15 protein-coding genes are annotated in these 15,715 nt (G+C 68.9%); 9 read left to right on the top strand and 6 right to left on the bottom strand.

What is annotated here, in order from left to right:
- The 7 genes from AWR35_RS06410 (at nt 1) to AWR35_RS06380 (ending at nt 6,454) form a co-directional block, all read left to right on the top strand.
- Nucleotides 1-1,455 (top strand): deoxyribodipyrimidine photo-lyase, encoded by a 1,455-nt coding sequence (locus tag AWR35_RS06410; RefSeq protein WP_058575103.1) that lies wholly within the window; start codon nt 1-3, stop codon nt 1,453-1,455.
- Between the two features lie 63 nt (nt 1,456-1,518).
- A complete protein-coding gene (locus tag AWR35_RS06405) occupies nt 1,519-2,322 on the top strand; it encodes a TOBE domain-containing protein (RefSeq protein WP_066185086.1) in 804 nt (267 codons plus the stop codon).
- A gap of 75 nt (nt 2,323-2,397) precedes the next feature.
- Nucleotides 2,398-3,159: a molybdate ABC transporter substrate-binding protein gene (gene modA / locus AWR35_RS06400; protein WP_058575102.1), complete on the top strand. Its 762-nt coding sequence runs from the start codon at nt 2,398-2,400 to the stop codon at nt 3,157-3,159.
- Nucleotides 3,160-3,187: 28 nt separating this feature from the next.
- The gene (modB, locus tag AWR35_RS06395) at nt 3,188-3,880 is read left to right on the top strand and encodes a molybdate ABC transporter permease subunit (RefSeq protein WP_058575101.1); all 693 of its coding nucleotides are present in this window, start codon (nt 3,188-3,190) and stop codon (nt 3,878-3,880) included.
- A gap of 4 nt (nt 3,881-3,884) precedes the next feature.
- Nucleotides 3,885-4,982 carry a molybdenum ABC transporter ATP-binding protein gene (gene modC / locus AWR35_RS06390; RefSeq protein ID WP_058575100.1) on the top strand — a complete coding sequence of 366 codons (1,098 nt, stop codon included), beginning with the start codon at nt 3,885-3,887 and terminating at the stop codon, nt 4,980-4,982.
- 130 nt (nt 4,983-5,112) lie between these two features.
- Nucleotides 5,113-5,481 (top strand): metalloregulator ArsR/SmtB family transcription factor, encoded by a 369-nt coding sequence (locus AWR35_RS06385; RefSeq protein ID WP_231723565.1) that lies wholly within the window; start codon nt 5,113-5,115, stop codon nt 5,479-5,481.
- Between the two features lie 19 nt (nt 5,482-5,500).
- Nucleotides 5,501-6,454 carry an MBL fold metallo-hydrolase gene (locus tag AWR35_RS06380; protein WP_058575098.1) on the top strand — a complete coding sequence of 318 codons (954 nt, stop codon included), beginning with the start codon at nt 5,501-5,503 and terminating at the stop codon, nt 6,452-6,454.
- Between the two features lie 24 nt (nt 6,455-6,478).
- Here the strand turns inward: AWR35_RS06380 and AWR35_RS06375 are convergent, their stop codons facing one another.
- Together AWR35_RS06375 and AWR35_RS06370 are read right to left on the bottom strand one after the other, a co-directional pair.
- Nucleotides 6,479-7,684 carry a glycosyltransferase gene (locus AWR35_RS06375; RefSeq protein ID WP_058575097.1) on the bottom strand — a complete coding sequence of 402 codons (1,206 nt, stop codon included), beginning with the start codon at nt 7,682-7,684 and terminating at the stop codon, nt 6,479-6,481.
- 37 nt (nt 7,685-7,721) lie between these two features.
- Nucleotides 7,722-9,656, bottom strand: coding sequence for a TGS domain-containing protein (locus AWR35_RS06370; RefSeq protein ID WP_058575096.1), 1,935 nt, complete (start codon nt 9,654-9,656; stop codon nt 7,722-7,724).
- Nucleotides 9,657-9,825: 169 nt separating this feature from the next.
- Here AWR35_RS06370 and AWR35_RS06365 point away from each other — a divergent pair, with 169 nt between their 5' ends.
- Both AWR35_RS06365 and AWR35_RS06360 read left to right on the top strand, forming a co-directional pair.
- Entirely contained in the window at nt 9,826-10,530 is a 705-nt protein-coding gene (locus AWR35_RS06365) for a VIT1/CCC1 transporter family protein (protein ID WP_058575095.1), read from the top strand.
- A gap of 8 nt (nt 10,531-10,538) precedes the next feature.
- A complete protein-coding gene (locus tag AWR35_RS06360) occupies nt 10,539-11,162 on the top strand; it encodes an alpha/beta hydrolase (RefSeq protein WP_058575094.1) in 624 nt (207 codons plus the stop codon).
- A gap of 80 nt (nt 11,163-11,242) precedes the next feature.
- Here the strand turns inward: AWR35_RS06360 and AWR35_RS06355 are convergent, their stop codons facing one another.
- The 4 genes from AWR35_RS06355 to AWR35_RS06340 all read right to left on the bottom strand — a co-directional run bounded on the left by AWR35_RS06355 (nt 11,243) and on the right by AWR35_RS06340 (nt 15,714).
- The gene (locus AWR35_RS06355) at nt 11,243-11,740 is read right to left on the bottom strand and encodes a bacterioferritin (protein WP_058575093.1); all 498 of its coding nucleotides are present in this window, start codon (nt 11,738-11,740) and stop codon (nt 11,243-11,245) included.
- Between the two features lie 71 nt (nt 11,741-11,811).
- Nucleotides 11,812-12,618, bottom strand: coding sequence for a M90 family metallopeptidase (locus AWR35_RS06350; RefSeq protein WP_058575092.1), 807 nt, complete (start codon nt 12,616-12,618; stop codon nt 11,812-11,814).
- A 22-nt stretch (nt 12,619-12,640) separates the two neighbouring features.
- Entirely contained in the window at nt 12,641-13,534 is an 894-nt protein-coding gene (locus tag AWR35_RS06345) for an HAD-IIB family hydrolase (RefSeq protein WP_197408146.1), read from the bottom strand.
- Nucleotides 13,531-15,714 (bottom strand): HAD family hydrolase, encoded by a 2,184-nt coding sequence (locus AWR35_RS06340; RefSeq protein WP_058575091.1) that lies wholly within the window; start codon nt 15,712-15,714, stop codon nt 13,531-13,533. The genes AWR35_RS06345 and AWR35_RS06340 overlap by 4 nt, the downstream gene beginning before the upstream one ends.
- Nucleotide 15,715: the final 1 nt, after the last annotated feature.

Here is a 15,715-nt window from a genome sequence, read left to right as displayed (position 1 = left end):
ATGTCCGTCACTCCCACCATCGTCTGGTTTCGCCAGGACCTGCGCCTGGCCGACAACCCCGCCCTGACGCGGGCGCTTGCTGCCGGGCCCATCATACCCATTTACATCGCGCCGACCGATAGCCGGCGAACGACCCGCCGCGACGGCTTTCATGCCGGCGGGGCCAGTCGCTGGTGGCTGCATCACAGCCTGGTCGCACTCGACCGCACCCTGCGGGAAAAGGGCAGCCGTCTCGTCGTCCGCCGCGGCGAACCGGCGACCGTGCTGCGCGAGCTGGCCGAGCAGAGCGGGGCGACAGGCGTGCACTGGAACCGCCGTCTCGAACCCGCCGGCATCGCCACCGACCGCGAGGTCAAGCAGGCGCTGCGCAAGACGGGGATTGCCGTGCAGTCGTTCAACGGCAACTACCTGCACGAGCCCTGGAACGTGCTCAACAAGCAGGGCGAGCCCTACAAGGTGTTCACGCCCTACTGGAAGGCGCTGCTGGCTCAAGGCATCGACCAGGAACTGCTGCCGGAACCCGAGCGACTCGAGCCGGCACCCGACGACATTGAGAGCGAGAAAATCGACGCGCTCGACCTGCTGCCGAGGCTCGACTGGGCGGACGGCTTTGCCGACTGGTGGACACCCGGCGAGGCCGGTGCCTGGGAGCGGTTCGAGGCCTTCCTCGACGAGGTCGACCACTACCACGAGACCCGTAACCGCATGGACCTCGACGGCACCTCGCGGCTGTCGCCGCATCTGCACTTCGGCGAGATCGGCCCGCGCCAGGTCGTCGCCCGGGTGCGGGCCGAGCATCCCGAGGCGCTGGAGGAAAAGGGCACCGAGGCCTTCCTGCGCGAGATCGGCTGGCGCGAGTTCGGCGCCAACCTCATCTATCACTTCCCGCAGACCGAGACCGACAACCTCGACGCGCGCTTCGATGCCCTGCCCTGGGAAGATCACCCCGACGATCTCGCCGCCTGGCAGCGCGGGCAGACGGGCATCCCGGTGGTGGATGCCGCCATGCGCGCGCTGTGGTCCACCGGCTGGATGCACAACCGCGCCCGGATGATCGTCGCCTCGTTCCTGACCAAGAACTGCCTGGTCGACTGGCGCTCCGGCGCGGACTGGTTCATGGACACGCTGGTCGACGCGGATCTCCCCAGCAACACCGCCGGCTGGCAGTGGGTGGCCGGCACCGGCGCGGACGCCGCACCCTACTTCCGCATCTTCAACCCGGTGCTGCAGGGCGAGAAGTTCGACCCGGAGGGCGCCTTCATCCGTCGCTGGGTGCCGGAACTGGCCGATCTGCCCGACAAGGCGCTGTACGCGCCCTGGGAGGCGAAACCGGAGACGCTCGATCGCGCCGGGGTGACGCTGGGCGAGACCTATCCCGAGCCGATCGTCGATCTCAAGGCTTCGCGACAGCGCGCCCTGGACGCCTTCCAGCAGATCAAGGACGAACCGCGCTAGCATTCCCGCGCCGCGTCCCCGGGTAAGATTGACCGATACCCACCGCTCGTTGTCACGGCCCCGATGTCGATATATAGTGAAAAACATAACGCTTCGTTCACCGGTTCGCTGGGACTGAAGCTGGGCGCAGGCGAGGTCTCGGATCGCCGCCTGCGACTGCTGGCCGCGCTCGAACAGACCGGCTCGATCAGCGGCGCGGCCCGCTCGATCGGCATGACCTACAAGGCGGCCTGGGACGCGGTCGACGCGATCAACAATCTCGCCGAACGTCCGCTGGTGGCCACGCGCCATGGCGGCAGCCGCGGCGGCGGGGCCGAACTGACCGAGGAGGGCCGGCGACTGCTGTCCGCCTGGCGTCGGCTGGAGGCGATGCAGCGCGAGCTGCTCGAGCTGTTCGACCGCAATGAGCTGGGCGAGGACCTCGACCAGCTGCGGAGGATCCGGATGAAGACCAGTGCCCGAAACGCGCTCGCCGGGCGGGTGAAGACCGTCACGCCGGGGGCGGTGAACAGCGAGGTGGTCGTGACGCTTGCCGGCGGCGACGAGCTGGTCGCGGTGATCACGCGCCACAGCGCCGAGGAGATGGCGCTGGCCGAGGACCGGCCGGTGCATGCGCTGATCAAGTCGAGTTTCGTCATCTTGAGCGATGCCGGCTCGCGCACCTCGGCGCGCAATCATCTGTGCGGCTCGGTCGAGCGGATCGAGACCGGGGCGGTCAACAGCGAGGTGGTGGTCGCCCTGCCCGGCGGGGCCCGCATTACGGCGGTGGTGACCAACGCCAGCATCGAGATCCTGGGCCTGCGCGAGGGCGGCGAGACCTGCGCGCAGATCAAGGCCAGCCACGTGATCCTGGGCGTCGACGACTGAGCAGACGACCCAGCCGCCAGCCGATTGATCGTGCTCATCGAGATATACCGGACAACACATCGAGGACAGCGACCCATGGTCAGAACGACGCGGATCATCGCCCTGCTCGGCGCACTGCTGTGGGCCGGCCTTGCCCGGGCGGAGACCATCACCGTGGCGGTGGCGGCGAACTTCACCAAGACGGCCGAGGCGATCGGCGCGGCCTGGGAGACGCAAAGCGGCCACGAGGTGCGCTTCGCCTTCGGCCCGTCGGGCAAGCTGCTGGCCCAGATCCAGCACGGCGCCCCCTTCGACGCCTACTTCTCCGCCGACACCCGCCGGCCGCAGATCCTGGTCGACTCGGGCGAGGCGCGCGACTTCTTCGTCTACGCCGGCGGCAAGCTCGCGCTCTACAGCGCCACCCTGCCGGTCGACGAGAACGCCGAGACCATCCTCGCTGACGGCGATTACCGCCACCTGGCGATGGCTAACCCCAAGGCCGCGCCCTACGGGACGGCGGCACAACAGGTACTGGACAAGCGGGGCCTGTACGAGCGGCTCAAGGCACAGGGGCGGATCGTGCAGGGCGAGAGCATCAGCCAGGCTTTCCAGTTCGCCGCCACCGGCAACGCCCAGCTGGGCTTCGTCGCCCTGTCGCAACTGCATGACCCGGACAGCCCTGTGAAAGACAAGGGCCACGCTTGGCTGCCGCCGACCGGGGATTACGATCCGATTCGCCAGGGGGCCGTGGCGCTGACGCGCAGCGCGCACCCGGAGGTCGTCGACGACTTCCTGACCTTCGTCCGCGGCGAGACGGCCGCCGGGATCATCCGCCGCTTCGGCTACGATGTGCCCTGACCCGGCCCGCTCAGCGAAGAGTTAGGCAATGACCCTGTTCGGCATCCCCCTCGACACCCACCCGATCTGGCTGACCCTGCAGGTGGCCACGCTGACGACGCTGATGCTGGCCGTCATCGGCATTCCGCTGGCCTGGTGGCTCGCCCGGATGCGCTCGCGCTGGCGGGTGCTGCTCGAGGCACTGGTATCGCTGCCGCTGGTACTGCCGCCGACGGTGCTGGGCTTCTACCTGATCATCGCGCTGGGGCCTGCCGGCCCGGTCACCGACCTGCTCGGCGTGTTCGGTTTCGAGGGGCAGCTGACCTTCAATCTCGCCGGGCTGGTGATCGGCTCGGTGCTGTTCTCGCTGCCGTTCATGGTCCAGCCGCTGATGAGCGCGTTCCAGTCGCTGCCCGAAGAGGTGCTGGATGCCGCGCGGCTGATGCGCGCCGGGACGGTCGACCGCTTCGTCAACGTGGTGCTGCCGCTGTCGCGCCAGGGGCTCGTGGTCGGCGCGGTGCTCACCTTCGCCCACACAGTGGGCGAGTTCGGCGTGGTGCTGATGGTAGGCGGCAATATCGAGGGCCAGACACGGCTGGTCTCGATCGCGATATTCGATCACGTCGAGTCGTTCGAGTACGCCCAGGCCCACCTGCTCTCGGCGATCATGGTGCTGTTCTCGTTCGTGACGCTGGTCTCCGTCTACCTGATCAATCGTCGCCTGTCGGCGCGACTGGGGTAACGCGATGTTCGAAGGCAATCTCTCGCTGAAACTGGGCCGATTCCAGCTGGACTCCGGGCCGTTCGCCTTCGACTCGACCGGCGTGACCGCCCTGTTCGGCCGCTCGGGATCGGGCAAGAGCACACTGCTGCGCGCCATGGCCGGGCTCGACCGGCACACCCGCGGGCAACTGCGTTTCCACGACGAGACCTGGCAGGACGGCCGTCGCGCCCTGCCAGCCGAGCGGCGCGACATCGGCATGGTCTTCCAGCACGCCGCCCTGCTCGCCAACCGCACCGTGCGCGGCAATCTCGACTTCGCCGCCCGACGCGCCCCGCGTGACGGCCACACCGGCATCGACCATGCCGAGATCGTCGAACGCACCGGCATCAGCCCGCTGCTCAACCGGGCGGTCGGCAATCTCTCCGGCGGCGAGCGCCAGCGGGTCGCCATCGCCCGGGCGCTGGTCGGCCAGCCGCGCGTGCTGATGATGGACGAGCCGCTGGCCGCGCTCGACTGGCGCGCCAAGGCCGAGCTGCTCGAGCTGTTCGAGTCGGTGATCCGCGACCTGGGCATCCCGACGCTACTGATCACCCACGCGCCGCAGGAGGTCGAACGGCTGGCCGACCGGGTGGTGTTCATGAACGAGGGCCGGGTCGAGCGGGTCGAGACCCTGCGCGAGGCGCTTGGCCGGGCCGACTCGCCGCTGTTCACCGAGGAGGGGCCAGTCGCCTCGCTGGAAGGGCATCTCGAACCGGTGGCCGACGATCCGTATCGGTTGCGCTTCGTCACCCGCCCCTCCGACAGGACGAGCGGCCCCGTCTCGCTGTGGCTCACTCACGACGGCCGCCCGACAAGCAACGGCCCGCGCCGCCTGCGGGTGCGTGGCGACGACGTGGCGCTGTCGCATGGGCCGGTGGAAGGCATCTCGGTGCAGAATCAGGTGGCCTGCCGCATCGAGCGCATAGAAACCAGCGCTCCCGGCCGGGTCGCAGTGTTCCTGGCACTGGCCGACGGGCAACGTCTGGTGAGCGAAGTCACCAGCCGCACGGTCGAGCACCTCGGACTCGAGCCGGATCAGCCGATCACCGCCTTGATCAAGAGCGCCGCACTGATGGGCTGACGCCGACGTCCTCCACCGCGCACCGCTAGGAGGTCGGGCGGTGCCGCTTCATGGGGCGGGCGCTCCCGCGAAACGGCTTGACCGGGACGACCCCTCATATGCAACATATGCCATGTACCGATATTTGCATATGACACCCATGGAATCCCCCCTGTCACCGGCCGAGATGTTCGCCGTCCTGTCGCACCCCACGCGTCTGCGCCTCGCCCTGCTGATGGCCGAGCACGGCACGCTGTGCGTCTGCGAACTGCAACACGCCCTCGGCGAGGATCAGCCCCGCGTTTCCCGCCAGCTGGCCAACCTGCGCCAGGCCGGTGTGATCGAGGGCGAACGCCGCGCCCAGTGGGTTCATTACCGCCTGTCGCCCGGCCTGCCCGGCTGGGCGGGCGCAATCATCGACAACGCCCTGGCCGGCATGCAGGACGACGCGGCATTCAACGAAGACCGCCGTCGTCTGACCAGCATGACCGACCGCCCCAATGCCGCCTGCTCGGCCTGACCTCCCACGGAACCACCCCATGAAGAAAGCCCTTGTTTCCTTGCTTGCTCTGCTCGGTCTCGGCCTTGCCGGCATCACCCAGGCCGACGAGCCCCAGAACTATGAGCCCAGGGCCACGCCCGTGGTCGACAACGTCTACGCCATCGTCGGCCCGATCACGGGCCGTACCGCCGGGAACGACGCCCTCAACAACAATCTCGGCTTCGTGGTCACCGACACGGGCGTGGTGCTGATCGACTCCGGCGCCTCGCGCCTCGGGGCAAAGCAGATCGACGCGGCCATCGACGCGGTGACCGACCAGCCGGTCACGCATGTCATCAACACGGGCAGCCAGGACCATCGCTGGCTGGGCAATGCCTGGTTTGCCGAGCAGGGGGCGGAGATCATCGCGCTCAAACGCACGGTGGAAACGCAGCGGCGGTTCGCCGACCAGCACGTCGCCCGCCTCGAGGAGGTGCTGGGAGAGCGTTTTGCGGGCACCGAACCGATGCCGTCGGCCGATCCGATCGATGCCGATCGCAAGCGGCTGGAGATCGGCGGCACCACCTTCGAACTGATCTGGTTCGGCGACGCGCATTTCCCCGGCGACATCGTCGTCTGGCTGCCCGAACGGGAGACGGTCTTCACCGGTGACATGGTCTACGTCGACCGCATGCTGGGCATCCACCCCTGGTCGGACGTGCTCTCCTGGCAGGGGGCCTTCCACGAGATGGAAACGCTCGAGGCGAAACATGTCGTGCCCGGCCACGGCCAGGTGACCGACATGGCACAGGCGCGCGCCGAGGCCGGCGACTATCTCGACTTCCTGGTGGCCGAGATCCGCACCGCGGTCGACAACTTCGAGGGCCTGCAGGCCACGGTGGATCGCCTGACCGATGCGCCTCGCTTCAAGCACCTCGAGCACTTCGACAACTGGCATCGCACCAACATCAGCCGGGCCTACACCCAGATCGAAGCGGCGGCGATGCAATAGACGCCAGCCACCCCTCGCTGCGGATCAGGAATGGGGTGTCGAGGGACCGAGGGCACCGGCTGTCAGCTCGGACCCCGACCCGGACGCCTCCTCGGCGGACGATGTCTCGCCGGCCAACCGGGCGAACTGCGCCAACTGCCGCTGGAACTGGCGTGTCCAGCCGTGCACCTGCACCGCCTGCCGGCGGGCGGCGGCACCCAGCCCAAGCCAGTCGCGCTCGAACAACCGCTCGACCGCCCGCGCCAGCTCGGCGCCGCGGGCACGCTCGGCCAGTTCGCCGACGTGCTCGTCCACGAGCTCGGGCGTCGCGCCGGCACGCACCCCCACCACCGGCAGGCCGCAGGCCATCGCCTCGACGATCACCAACCCGAAGGTCTCGGCGTCACCGGCGTGCAGGAGCGCGTCCGCCGAGGCGAGATACGCCGCCAGCTCGTGCTCATCACGGAGGTAATCGACCACCCGCAGACGCGGATGGCCGGTCGATGGCATGCCGGCACCGATCAGCAGCAGATGGTAGCGATCGTCGAGACGCTCGAGTGCCGCGATCAGCTGATCGACATGCTTCTCGCGGGTATTGCGCCCCGCGAACACCAGCAAGCGCCCCTCACGCGGGATACCCAGCGCCTCGCGCAGCACCGGGCTGGCTGCCGAGGGGCGGAACACGTTGGTGTCCACCCCGAGGCGCTGCACGCTGACGTGATGCACGCCCAGGTCCGCGAGCTGCTCGGCCATCACCTCGCTGGGCGCGAACATCCAGTCGAAGCGGTCGTACAGTCGGGCCAGGTAGCGCGATGACAGTGGCCGCACCCACTCGCCGAAACGCAGGGCCAGCAGCCGCGACAGGTCAGAGTGAAAGAACCCCGCCACCGGCACGTCCAGCCGGCGGCCGGCCGCCAGCGCCGCGTGAGCGGTGACGTAGGGGTCGCCGGCTTCGATCACGTCCGGTGCCAGCTCGACCAACGCGTCCCGCCACGGCCCGGGCCGCAAGGGAAAGCGGTAGCCGTCGCCGGCGGGCAGGCGACGCGCCGGCAGCTGACGCAGCCACTGGTTGTCATCGGCGGACCACGCCGGGTAGGGACCGGGCACCAGCAGGCTGTGGCGGCAATCGGCACGACCGGCGAGATGGGCGCGCTTGGCCTCGAGGTAGCGACGAACGCCGCCGGAGGCCGGCCCCCAGAACATGGTGACGTCGGCGAGGTGCAGGGAAGCGAAAGGGCTGTGCTTGTCCATGCCCGCCACGGTAATCGCCGCGGATGACGTTTTGCTGTCAGCCGTCGTCGCCCGGCGACGGCCATTCGACCGGCAGCACCCGTTCCGGGTAACGGCCGGCCAGATGGGCGAGATTGCGACAGTCGGGGCGGTGCAGCTTGTAGCCCTGCGAGCGGCTGATGAAGGCCATCACCCGCTCGCCCGGCTGCGGCTGGCAGCACTTCGCCGCGGTCACCTTGAGCCCGTCGATCGCCTGGTTCTCGATCAGGAGGCTGCGTCCGCCGGGGGGCTCGGCCAGTGGCTCACTTTCGGGCGCGCTGGGCCGAGGCGGGCGCGCCGAGCGATCGGCGTCCGTCCCAAGCTGCGAGCGGGCAGCGGCCTGCAGGGTCTCGGTGGCAATGCGGTGACTGCCCACCGCGAGAAACAGCTGCTCCTCGCTGTTCACGCCCAGGGCGGTCAACAGCCGACGGCGGGCCGCGGCATCCATGGAAAAGCGTCGATAGAGACGCTCGCAGTGGACCCGCCCGCGTTCGCGCGCATCCTCGCGGTCGAACTGGGCGAACCAGTTACGCACCTTGGCGCGCGAGCTCGCCGACTTGAGGAAGCCGCTGTTGGCATGCGCCCACTCGCGATTCGGGGCCGGCTCCTTGTGGGTCAGCACCTCGACGACGTCGCCATTGGCCACCTCGGTCTTCAGCGGCGCGATCTGGCCGTTGACCTTCGCCCCGCGACAGCGATGGCCGAGATGGGTGTGGATGCGATAGGCGAAATCGAGCACCGTCGCCCCGTAAGGCAGCTCGACCAGCTCGCCGTTGGGCGTGAAGGCGTAAACCATGGGCGCGGCCAGCGGCTGGACCTCGCCGCGCGAGAGGCCGCGGCGCAACGACTCGACCTGCATGTCGAAGGGGTTGTTACCCCCGCCGCCACCCTTGTAGCGCCAATGGGCGGCGACGCCGTACTCGGCGAAGGCGTGCATGCGCTCGGTGCGGATCTGGATCTCGACCACCTTGCCCTCATCGGCCTCGACGGCGGTGTGCAGCGACTGGTAGCCGTTGGGCTTGGGGCGGGCGATGTAATCGTCGTACTCGCTCGGGATCGGGCGGAACAGCTCGTGGACCACCGAAAGCGCGGCATAGCAGTCGGTAACCGAGTCGACCTGCACCCGCAGGGCCCGCACGTCGAACAACTGGTCGAAGGACAGCTGCTTGCGACGCATCTTTCCCCAGATGCTGTAGATGTGCTTGGGCCGGCCGTAGACCTCGGCACGGATGCCGGCCTGCACCAGCGCGTGTCGCAACTGGCCCTCGGTGCGGGCGAGGTACGCCTCGCGGCTGGCGCGGCGCTCGTCGAGCAGGCGGGCGATCTCGACGTAGGTGGCCGGTTCGAGATGCCGGAATGCCAGGTCCTCGAGCTCCCACTTGATCTGCCCGAGACCGAGGCGATGGGCGATGGGGGCGTGCACGGCCAGCGTCATACCGGCAAATCGGCGGCGACTGGCCTCGTCCGGCTCGTCGACCAGCGCCCGCATGCCCTCGAGGCGGTAGACGAGATCGATCAGCACGGCACGGGCGTCGCGCGCCCCGGCCAGGAGCAGGCGCCGCCAGTACTCGCGCTGGCGCTCCGAGCGCGGTGCCGGATACCGCGCCTCCCACTCACGCAAGCGCTCGATGGCGGTCAGCAGCTGCTGCACCTGTTCCTGGCCGGCGCGATCGAGCACGCCGACGCCGAACGAGAGATCCGCACCCTTGGCGAGGTCGGGATCGGCCAGCAGCGCCGCCACCAGCGTGGGCAGGTCGGCATGGATGCCCGCCAGCGCCACCGCGACGCGCGGCCCGGTGGTCGCCGGGCTGTCCTCGCCGGGCTGTGCGGCGGCATGGCAGAGGCGATCGAGGGCCTGCGCCGCGGCCTGGGCGAGGCCTGCGTCGACGTCCGCCAGCGCCTGCTGCAGGCGCTGGCAGAGATGATCGGTGCTGATGTCGAATGGATGCTGCATGCGCGAGAGAGATTCCGCCTGCCGGTTGGCCCTTGCTGTGGACGCGACTCCGGTTGGGTTGCCGCGACCGCCGTGGCAGTATCATGGGCGACCGACGCGATCGCCGCTCGCCCCGGAGCGCCCAGATTACCATCCGGCCGTTGGGCCGGTCAGGAACAGAGAGACCCGCATGACGCAACGGCCCGACCTTCATGGAGAACATCACCGGCTGAACCGCTACCGCAGCCTGCGCGCCAGCCTGCTCGGTGCCATCGCGGGCCTGGTCGCGGTCGCCAGCCTGATCGCCGGGCTGCTGGCGGCGGGTTCGGAGCGCGCGGACATCGTGCTCGCCGCCAGCATCGCCCTGGTGGCCGGCGCCCTGGCTCTGGCGGCGGGCCAGCACGTCGCGCTGCGACTGCGTCAGGACACCGAGCAGGCCGACCTGGAGATGGAGGCGCGCGAGCTGGAGATCAACTTCGAGCACGAGCTCGGCGAACTGCGCGACATCTACGTCCACCGCGGCTGCGACCCGGAAACCGCCGAGCGCGTCGCCCGCCAGATGATGGCCCACGATGCCCTGGGCGCCCATGCGCGCGAAGAGATGGGGCTCTACCGGATCACCACCACCCGCCCGTTTCTCGCCGCCATTCCGCTGGCCGCGGCCTTCGCGATCGGCGCGGCCACGCCGTTGTTCGCCACGCTGCTCGCACCGGCATCGGTCATGACGCTGGTGACCGTGCCGGTCACCCTGGCGGTACTGGCAACCCTCGGCGCGCTGAGCGCCCGGACCGGCGGCGCCTCGCTGTTCCTCGGCGGCTTTCGCACCGCCTTCTGGGGCGCGGCGACCATGGCCGCGACCGCCCTGGTCGGCCAGTTGATCGCGAACATCGCCTGACCCGCCCGGTGACGGACGAGCCGCGGCCGACGATCGCCCTGATCCACGGCCTGTGGATGGGGCCCTGGGCCCTACGCCCACTGGCCGGCCGACTCGATCGCGCCGGCATGACTCCCTCCCGGTTCGGCTATTCCACCCGCGCCACTCCCGCGGCGAGTGCCGATCAGCTGGCCGCCTGGCTGAAACGGCAACCCGCCACACCCCGGCACCTGATCGCCCACAGCCTGGGCGGCATCGTGCTCGCGCACCTGATCGACCGTCACCCGGCCCTGCTCGCCTCCGACACGCGCATGGTGCTGCTCGGCAGCCCGCTGGCCGGCAGCGAGGTCGCCAGACGCCTGGCACGCTGGTCACTCGGCCGGCGGCTGCTCGCCGGCAGCTTGGTCGACGGCCTCGACGGCAAGGCACCGGCCTGGCAGGCAACGGACACCCTGATGGTCGCCGGCACCCGCCCGATCGGCCCGGGTCGACTGGTGCCCGGCGCCCTGAACGGAGCGAACGACGGCACGGTCGCGGTCGCCGAGACCCGCGTGCCCGGCATCGCCGCGCACCTGTGCCTGCCCGTCAACCACTTCGGCCTGCTGCTGTCGAAAACGGTGGCCGCGGCGGCGATCGACTTCCTCGGCCGTTGACGGCAGTCGCCTTGGCATGAAAAAGGCCGACCCGGTGGGTCGGCCCGCTGATGCCGTTGCGACCTGGCCGCGGCGGCTGACTATTCGCCGGTGTCGGGCGAGTGATAGGCGAGGATGTAGTTGGGCTCGCCCATGCGCTCGATCAGTTCGAGCTGGCGCTTGAGCCAGTCGGCGTGGCCCTCCTCGTCCATGAGGATCTCCTCGAAGATATGGACCGTACCCACATCGCCTTCGTCACGCGCCTGGATCGCCGCCTTGCCGTAGAACTCGATCGAGGCCAGCTCTTCCTTGAGGTCGGCCTTGAACATGTCGCTCAACGAGTTGGAGCGCTTGGCCGGCTTGGCCTCGGTGACCTCGGGGTCGCCGTCCAGGAACAGGATGCGATCGATGAACTGACTGGCGTGGCCCAGCTCTTCCTGGACCTCGCCGTGCATCTTCTTCGACAGGCGATCCAGCCCCCAGTCCTCGAGCACGTGCGCATGCAGCATGTACTGATGGGTAGCGGTGAGCTCCATCGAAAGCGCCTGCTGCAGATTCTTGAGGGTCTTGTCGTTCTTCTTCGCCTTGGCTGCACTCATGGATGGAAATCCTCCGTCGACAATGTGAATGATTCCGTCTGCCGGCCGCTTGCCGGTGCCTGTGCAAGACTTTAGACGTCGAGAGCCGTTTTGACAGCCGCCACCCTGTCGTGACGCCGCAGCGGGTCCTGTCCGTAGAACGCCGCCAGATGACGATAGAGACGGATATCGAAATGCGCGAGCTCCTCGGGGAGGCGGAAGAAGTACTCGCTGAGCACGGCGAAGAACTCGGCCGGATTGGTGGCCGCGTAAGGGTCGATCGCTGGCTCCCGGTCGGCGTCAAGGCAGCTGTTGAGCCGCTCGAAGGCCGCCTGGAAATCCTCGGTCCAGCGACGACGATCCTGATCCTTGTGCAGCGGCGGGAAGCCGTTTTCCGCCCCGTTCGCCCCGTCGATGAAGTGGGCGATTTCGTGCACGACCACGCTGGTGGCCACCTCGGGATCGAGCCCGGCCTCGATGTCCGCCCAGGAAAGCACCAGCGTGCCGTGCGACCAGGCCTCGCCGGCGCGCAGGTCGCGCACCTCGTGCACCACGCCGGCCTCGTCCATTTCCTCGTGGTCCACCTCGAAGGCATCGGGGTAGACGATCACCGAGCGGATCGCCTTGAGCCAGTCCAGGCCCAGACCGAGCACCGGCAGCACCGCCAGGGCAGCGATGCGCAGTTGTGCGGCATCGGTCAGCGCCATGCCCCCGGCGGCATAGAACGGCCGGCCGGCAAGGAAGCGCCCGGCCAGCTGCCGCAGGCGCTCGACCTCGTCGTCGGTCAGGTCGGCCAGCTCCGACTGCTCGCGGCAGAGCGCCGACCAGGTATCGGGCGGGATCTCGACGGACGGGACGGGATGCCGGCCGAACAGCCGGCGGAGGGCCTGCCAGAGCATCAACGACGACTCGTTCGGCGGCTCATGCCCCGTCGGCCCGACTGTCGTCGCCCAGACTCATCAGCGCACGGGTTTCCGGCAGGTAGTGCACCAGCCCCTCGAGCACGCCGGCGGCATAGTTTCCGTTCATGCCGAACAGGCCACCCTGGGCGAGGTAGAGGGTGTCCTCGAGCGCACCGGCACGCACCAGTTCCCGAGCCCGCTCCTTGACCTCGGGATCGGCGTTGGCTACCAGCACGCCGTTGATGTGACTGCCCAGCGCATGTAGGTCATTGCCCGAGTCTCCGGCAAACAGAGCGCGGCGCTCATCGAAGGCCAACGACTGGATGAGAAACTCGATCGCGTGCAGCTTGCTCGCACCCGACGGCAGCACGTCGAGCAACAGCACGTCGGCCGCCTCGTCGACCGACCACACCAGTCGCGCATCCATGCCGTTGCGCCACAGGCGGCCGTGCAGCTCGGCATCGAGGACCTCCTGGTTCACGTTGCGCTCGACGTAGTAACTCGCCTTGAACGTCCCCTGCTTTGACGGTTCCTGCGAGCGGATCGCGGTGATGTCGTCGAACAGGTCGCTGATGTCGTCGTGGGTCAGGCCGTTCCAGTACGGTGCGATCTCGTCGGTCCACGCCGGCCAGTGGATCCAGTCACCGCTGCCCGCCCCCGTCTGCCGACGAGGCGCATAGATGGTCGTGCCCACATCGCCGATGATGTAATCCGGCTGCGGCAGCGACCACTCGTCGATACCGTCGAGCACCAGCTGCAGGTCACGCCCCGAGACGAACACCAGCTCGACCGATGGATGGGCGCAGAAGCGCGCCAGCCGGGCACGCGCCTCGGGCGACTCCTCGGCCTTGCCATTGGGGATCAGGGTGCGATCCAGGTCGCAGCACAACAGGATCGGCGCCACCCCGTTCACTGCTCGCCCTCCGACACGTCACGGTTTTCGGGCACGTCGCAGGCCCCGAAGAAGTCGTAATGCTCGATCGCCTCGAGCACCCCGCCCGGCCCGTGAGCGCGGGTGAAGATCACCCGGTCGAGCCCGGTCAGACCGGGCAGCTCGTGCTTGCCGTGGGCGGTGACCACCGCGCCGAGCGGGTTGCCGCGCAGCATGTCCTCGTCGGTGGCGACACCGCCGGCGACCAGCAGGTGGTCGAGCGGGATATCCCATTGACTGGCGAAGTAGCGCAGGGCGAAGCCCTTGGAGGCGCGCACCGGCATGGCCAGCAGTTCGTTGCGCGTCAGGCGCACCAGATGGGCGTGAATGTCGAGGGCGTGCAGCTCGTTCTCGACCGCCTCGATACCCTCGAAGGCATCGGCATCCTCGATGAAGGCATGCACCGAATGAACGCCCTGGACCGCCCTCGAGCGCAGGACCACGCCGGGTGTCTGCGCGAGGAAGTTGTAGACACGGTCGGGCTGCCAGGCATAGCCGATGTGGCGGCTCCAGCCCTCGTCGCGCGTCAGATGCGCGCCGTAATGGATCTGGGTGCCGCCGCGGGTGATCAGCACGTCCGGCGAGGGAATCGCCATTTCCTTGAGCAGGGCGAGCACCTGGTGGCGCGGGCGGTCGGAGACCACGACGAACCCCACCTGGCGACGATGGCGTCGCAGGGCTTCCAGCAGGCGCTCCCGGTTCGCCTTGTCGGTGGAGTCCCCGAGGGCCGCCAGCTCGATCACCAGCGCACGGTCGATCTGGGTAAGCAGGTGGTCCGGCAGCTCGGGGCGTTCGGCCCGGCGCTCGCCACCACCCAATTGTCCGACGCGCTCGAGGTAGGACTCGACGTGCGCATCCCAGGAGTAGTGCTCGCGCACGCGGCGCACGCCGTTGTCCGAGTAGCGCCGCCAGCGCTCCCGGTCGTCGAGCAGGGCGTGGATCTTCTCGCCCATGGCGCCGGCGTCGAGCGGATCGATCAGCTCGCCGTTCTCGCAGGCACCGACGATGTCGCGCGGCCCGCCATCCTCGGTGGCGAGTATCGGCGCGCCCGTGGCGGCCGCCTCGATCAGCGTCAGGCCGAAGGGTTCGGTCAGAGCCGGATTGATGAACACGCCACCGCTGCGCGTGACCAACCGGTAGAGATCCGGCACATCGCCCGAGGCGTGGTGGCGCGGGTAGGCCGCCACGCCGTAGAGGTCGTAGTAGTCGATCAGGAGCAGCAGGTCGGTGAGCACCTTGCGCGGCCCGGCATCCATGTCGCGGATGTCGTCGCGTTTGCCGGCAATGATCACCAGGTTGGCCTGATCGCGCAGCTCGGGATGGCCGCCGAAGGCCTCGATCAGGGTCGCGATGTTCTTGCGCTCGTCGGGGCGGGACAGTGCCAGCACCAGCGGCCGCTCCGGCTCCTTGAGGAAGCGCCGGAGCTCGGCGCGGATGGGGGGGGCGAAGGTCGCCGGCGGCGGGTTGAACCGCTCGAGGTTCACCCCCGGCGGGATGACCGTCATCTTGTCCTCGTCGGCCCAGTCGTAGAGCCCGTACTGCTCCTCGATCTCCTGGCCGGTACTCACCACCACCATGTCCGCGGCGAGCAGCACCTCTTCCTCGGCGCGCACCCGGGTGGACATCGCATAGGTGTTCTCGATGGTCGCGCTGCTCTCGCCACGGGCCAGCAGGCGGCGGCGCTTGACCCGCCCGAGGGAGTGGCCGGTATGCACCAGCGGCACGCCGAGATTGCTGGCCAGGCGCACGCCGACGTAGCCGGCGTCGGCGTAATGACTGTGCACCAGTGTCGGTGTCCGACCCACCGAGTCGATATGGGCGAGCGCCCCGTCGACGAAGCAGTTGAGGTAGTCCCAGAGGCGTTCCTTGGGCAGGTATTCCTCCGGACCGGCGTCGATGCGGATGATGTGGGCGTTGTCACCCAGCTCCTCTTCCGGCTGGGCGTAGTCGGCATCGACGCGCGGGTCGACCACCCGCCGGGTAAACAGGTCGACGCGCTCGACCTCGGGGCGCCGTGCCAGCGCCCGGGCCAGCTCGACCACGTAGAGCGTCTGCCCGCCGGTATCGGCATCACGCCCCAGCTCCAGGTTCTCCCCTCGGATCAGCCCGTGAACGCTGACCAGGCAGATATAGAGTCCGTTTTCCCCTGCCGTAATCGTCATG

Source organism: Guyparkeria sp. WRN-7 (assembly GCF_001641825.1).
In the GTDB taxonomy this organism is placed as follows: Bacteria; Pseudomonadota; Gammaproteobacteria; order Halothiobacillales; family Halothiobacillaceae; genus Guyparkeria.
The sequence above is the reverse complement of the archived record's forward strand: the minus strand, read 5'-3'. Positions and strand labels throughout refer to the sequence as shown.